General features: G+C 57.3%; 6 protein-coding genes. 2 read left to right on the forward strand and 4 right to left on the reverse strand.

Going from position 1 to position 4,754, the window contains the following annotated elements; translation table 11 throughout:
- Nucleotides 1-119: 119 nt before the first annotated feature.
- Nucleotides 120-671, forward strand: a complete 552-nt coding sequence (locus WA354_RS08035; RefSeq protein WP_472812484.1) for a DUF4199 domain-containing protein — start codon at nt 120-122, stop codon at nt 669-671.
- Between the two features lie 103 nt (nt 672-774).
- Here WA354_RS08035 and WA354_RS08040 read toward each other — a convergent pair whose 3' ends face one another.
- Nucleotides 775-1,536: a Yip1 family protein gene (locus WA354_RS08040; protein WP_472812485.1), complete on the reverse strand. Its 762-nt coding sequence runs from the start codon at nt 1,534-1,536 to the stop codon at nt 775-777.
- A 210-nt stretch (nt 1,537-1,746) separates the two neighbouring features.
- Complete coding sequence (locus WA354_RS08045; protein ID WP_472812486.1) at nt 1,747-2,829, reverse strand: DUF5715 family protein; 1,083 nt, start codon at nt 2,827-2,829, stop codon at nt 1,747-1,749.
- A gap of 340 nt (nt 2,830-3,169) precedes the next feature.
- On the opposite strand from WA354_RS08045, the gene WA354_RS08050 reads away from it, so the two are divergent.
- Nucleotides 3,170-3,466 (forward strand): hypothetical protein, encoded by a 297-nt coding sequence (locus WA354_RS08050; protein WP_472812487.1) that lies wholly within the window; start codon nt 3,170-3,172, stop codon nt 3,464-3,466.
- Here the strand turns inward: WA354_RS08050 and WA354_RS08055 are convergent.
- Nucleotides 3,416-3,946 carry a hypothetical protein gene (locus WA354_RS08055; protein WP_472812488.1) on the reverse strand — a complete coding sequence of 177 codons (531 nt, stop codon included), beginning with the start codon at nt 3,944-3,946 and terminating at the stop codon, nt 3,416-3,418. The two genes, WA354_RS08050 and WA354_RS08055, sit on opposite strands and share 51 nt — an antisense overlap.
- 245 nt (nt 3,947-4,191) lie before the next feature.
- A partial coding sequence (locus tag WA354_RS08060; RefSeq protein ID WP_472812489.1) for an outer membrane protein assembly factor BamB family protein occupies nt 4,192-4,754 on the reverse strand: 563 nt, incomplete at its 5' end.

Below are 4,754 nucleotides of genomic sequence, written 5' to 3' on the forward strand. Positions count from 1 at the left end.
GCGCGTCACCTGAAAGCACGATTTTTGCTCCATTCCTCAAAAATCATTCGAAAGGGTGACGACATTCATCCCCGTACCATCGCATCGTGACTCCAACTCACTCGCAACAGGAGCCTCACTTGAAGAAAACCGTCCTCACCTTCGGCCTCATCGCCGGCGTCATGATCTCCGTGCTTATGGACAGCTCGCTTCTCCTCGCGGACAAGATCGGTTCCGGCCACAGCATGGTTCTGGGCTACACCATGATGGTGGCGTCGTTCCTGCTGATCTATTTCGGCATCCGCAGCTACCGTGACAACACCCTTGGGGGGCAGATCTCCTTCGGCCGCGCCTTCGTCTGCGGAATCCTGATCGCCCTCATTACCACTGTCTGCTACGTTGCCACGTGGGAGGTCCTCTACTTCAACTTCATGCCCCACTTCATGGACAGCTACTTCGCCGCACAGATTCACAAGGTTCAAACCGCCGGACTTGACCCTGCCACTACGGCTGCGAAGGTCGCTGCCATCGAGCACTCTCAGCAGCTCTACCAGAACCCGCTGGTCAACATGGCCTATACCTTCATTGAACCGCTGCCCGTCGGTCTGATCATTACTCTCATCTCCGCTGCCATGCTCCGCCGCAAAGCACCTGCCGAATCGACCGCCGCACGCGCAGCCATGACGACATAGAGCAAAAGGCCGGGGCGTGAGCCCCGACCTTCCGTTTGTGAACTGCCAGCGAAGTTCCCTTAAATTAGGTGTGCAGGCTGCTTGGTTTTGCTTCGTTGTGCGTTTATCCCGTAACGGCTGCGATGCCTACGCCTAGCAAAACGACGATCACCCACCAGCCGAATGCAGCGATATAGCCTGAGGAACGTTTGACGCCTGCGACAATGGCAACGCCGATACCAACCAGAGCGAGACTCCAGATGGTAATGAAGTCGATTGAAGTTGCCAGACTGTAGAGAGCTGCGTTGGTGTCCGCGGGATTGAGGAACGCCCCCAAATTGGTGGGCGCAAAATTCTTAATGTTGAACGATTCCGGCGCGATCCCCGCAAAGAGGACGACAATCCCGAGCAATGTCTTGATGACCGAGGGCAGCATGGCGTACATCCAGACTGTGAATATGCTGCCGAACTGGGCCTTTCCGCCGAACCCGAAGTTGATGGTTCCCCAAAGCACGAGCGCGATTACCGCCCCCATTCCCAACAGGAAGACCGGACCAGCAAGGAAAATGCCCTGGGTGACGGTGGTGGAAATCTTCATTCGTGTTTCGCGCTGCTCGGGAGTAAGCTGCGCCATCTGCTCCTCGCTCTTGGGGTTGAGACGAACCTGGTTGTCGACGATCTGGCGGATGCCGACTTTGGAAGTAGCTGCGCCGTAGAAGGCAAAACCGAGCAGGGCATAAATGACAAACGGCAGCCACCAGCTCTTGTGGCCGCGCTTGATATCGGTAAAGGTCTTGGAAGGTGCGGTGAATGTATCAATAACGCGCTGCCATTGAGTCAGGCCTGGAGTGGCTTCGGCCGCGGGTTGCACTGCCTGATCGTTCATAGTTTGCCTCTCGAAGAACTCGGTTGAAAGTCGGGCATGTTTGGCCGCAAAGGCGGAGGAGTCTTCCGACCGGAGGTTTCCACTCCTGAACACCGACGGCATCCGTAGCAAACGCACGGAGGAATTGCGCTCGCCGGAATTGTAGCGCGTCTGGTGCAGAGATGAAAGAATTTGCGCGGTGGTGGGGATTTGAGTTAGGTGCCGGCTGATTTACCGTTGGTTTGGACTTACGTCGGAGACAGCGTCGGCACCCAGCGAACCTGATTCAGGCCGGGCTGGGCCTTTGATGATTTGGGGAGATCTGTGCGTCTGTGCCCCTGCGGCATAGCTCTTGTATACGGTGATGTGGAAGCAGCGCTGGTGGAATTCTTCCTCGACGTCAATCACGCCTGCGTTCTGGTATCCGAAAAGCTGGGTGCGCATCCACTGCATCTCGCTTCGCGAAAGGCCGGATTTGGCGATGTCAATCGTGGCGCCGGTGAGGTGCGGGCTCACGACATCGCCCTCGGCGTCCGCAGCGTTGTGATTGATTCGCATCAGGCGCTTCTGATACTCGACCGTCCGCACGGCAGAGCTGACCACGATCGGAGTATGGAACCGCGCCTGGTAGGCATGCGCAAGGTTGGTCAAAAACTCGGCGGTCCAGGGACGGCAATAACGACGATTCTCAGGCAGATCCGCGTTGACAGAGAGTGCTGACGACTCGGGCACACGTACCAGCAATCCGCGAGAGATGCGGTCCTCCAGGTCGGCGTCGTCTTCAATCCGCTCGAGTGCCTCATCTTCTGAACGCTCGTTCTGGCGGACCAGCGAATCGTGGGTACCGCGAAGCGTATAGCTCGATACTCTGCCGGTAAACATGGGCGGGCGAGTAAGCTCGGCGACCTGACCCGAGGCAACTGTAAGGGGCTGCGTGCCTTCGCGTGGAGCCGAGAGCGGGTTGCTGCCCGCGGCCATCGCAGCTCGATCGGTGCGGGGGGACGGTAGGGTATCGGTTTCGCCAGGCGTATCGCTGCCGCCTGCTGCCGACGACACATCGGCGTGCGGTTGGGACGAGTCTGGTTCAGAGGCCGGACCAACTGCCGGCGCTGCGCTCAGTTGATCGGATTGGATCCGAGAAGGGGGGACGGGAACGGTGGCCAGCGGCACGAAATGTCCGCGGGAAGAATAGTTGTTGTAGCGAGTACGCCGAAGCGTCGCCGAATGGCGCGTGGAAGTGACGCGATGACTGGAGGAAGATGCATAACGCGTGCCGCGGCGAGCGGTGGTATGCGACCTATTCGTTGCGGACACTTTGGCGGACTTCCGGGGTACTATTCGTGAAGAATGCGAGGCCGGGTGCAAAGACGGATTTGCACGATGCACCGTGGCCTTCCCAACGGAAGCATGCGCAGGCTTTCGCACGGCGTTGATACGCGCGGCACCGGCGGATGTTGAAACCAACAGCGCCAGCAAAAAGACCAAAAAAGAGGTGCGCACGATGAAGGGTGCGCGGAGAATCCAGAGCATCCTTAGTGTAAGACGCAGCCAGGCGAAATTGGAGTGCCGAGGGTGGTTCAGATTTGTCTGATAAGTCGCGTAGCTGGATAACTGATTTGCCGGAGACCGTTGAAAAAATGGCGGAAACCAGCACATGGTCTTTTCAGATGCGGCTTCCCGCGTGCGGGTTATTGTCGCGGCTGGACTTGACCGCATTCTTTCGGCGCGCGGAGATGGCTTTGGCGAGAAAGAGACGCTGATTGCATTGGGGTTATTAGTCAACCATCATGGGAATCAAGTGAGCGCGGATGGCGAAGAAGTGACAAAGCGTGCGACAGCAGCAACGAAGCTGATGGAATCGGCGGGGAAGCCCCGAGTGGATGTGGGAGCCGGCTGCTCGTTACGTGAGCTGGATCTGGAATCGGCAGACCTGACCGCCGCGACGTGGTGATTCCAGAACTTTCACGGTGGCGGGTTTTCCTGAAACCGCCTCAAAGAGGGCCTGGTTGTTTGCCGCTGAACATTCGCAGTAGGGGTCGTTCGGTGTGGGTGAACGCTGGGGACTCCAGCCACAGACGCATTTGCTGACTGGATACACGAGCGCGACCTGGTTGGCGGTGCGGGTGCAGTTTGCCGGGCCTACGATTTTTCCCATCAACTCGACGAGTTTATCGACATCGCCGTGACTGTTCGCAATTAAATCCTGCCGAAAAGTGAGGGCGCGACAGCAGGCGTGGCCTCGCTGCTGCATCAGCTTGATCAGCGCAGCCTGGTCGAGCGTTGACTCTTCCTTCGCAATGAAATCTGACAGAAACTGGCGAACGGCACTGGAATCGGCTGAACATGAGGGCGTGCCGCAATGGCCAGTGTCGGCTTTCGCGGCGATGGTGAGGATAGGGAGGGTTACTGTAGTAGCGGCGAGAGATTTCAAGATGGCTCTTCGATCCATGATGGGATCCTTTCGTGAAGAGCGTGTTCAACCGGCAGCGCGAACGAGTTCAATTCAATGGACTGAAATGAGTGCGTGTGAATACGTTCTTCGATTATGCATCGTGAGAATTGAAACGAGATTAACGCTGTGGAAGCCGTATGTCGTGGAAATTGGTTTGAGAGGGCTTGGGAGTGATTCAGGTGGGACGACACTCAGAATCTGCGGGTGAATCATCATCATCCCGCCTATTCGAGGGCGTAGAGGTTTCCGTCGGCGCTTCCTATGTAGATGGCGCTCCCGGAAATTACCGGCGAAGACAGAAATGTACCTAAGGTGTGAGTCTTGGTGACGCCGATAATCATGTCATCGTAAAAGTTGGATTGAAAGACTCCTTCGTAGTTTGGGCTGCCATCGGGTTTGGAGAGCGCGGCGAGGTTCTGACGAGAGGCTTCTGTCTCGAAGACCCATGCGGGCTTGAACGAAGCAAGATCGACGGCGATCAGTTTGCCATCCTGTCCGGCAACGTAGAGTGTGGTGCCGGCGATGGATGGCGAAGAGAAGATAGGCCAGTGGAACAACTTGAGCGAATCGATGGGCATTCCGGTCTTTGCGTCGAGGACGTGCAGGAGGGCCGTATCGGACGTGGCGAAGTAGAGCTTGCCTGCCTGCACAACCGGTGAAACGATGACCCACGATCCTTTGTTGTTGAAAGCCCACAGTTTTTTGCCGGTCGCTGCATCGAGGGCGTAGAGATTCGAATCACGGCAACCGAAGTAGACGACGCCGTCCGCCACTGTGGCGGAAGACT

It is taken from the genome of Occallatibacter sp., assembly GCF_049802275.1.
Taxonomy (GTDB): Bacteria; Acidobacteriota; Terriglobia; order Terriglobales; family Acidobacteriaceae; genus Telmatobacter.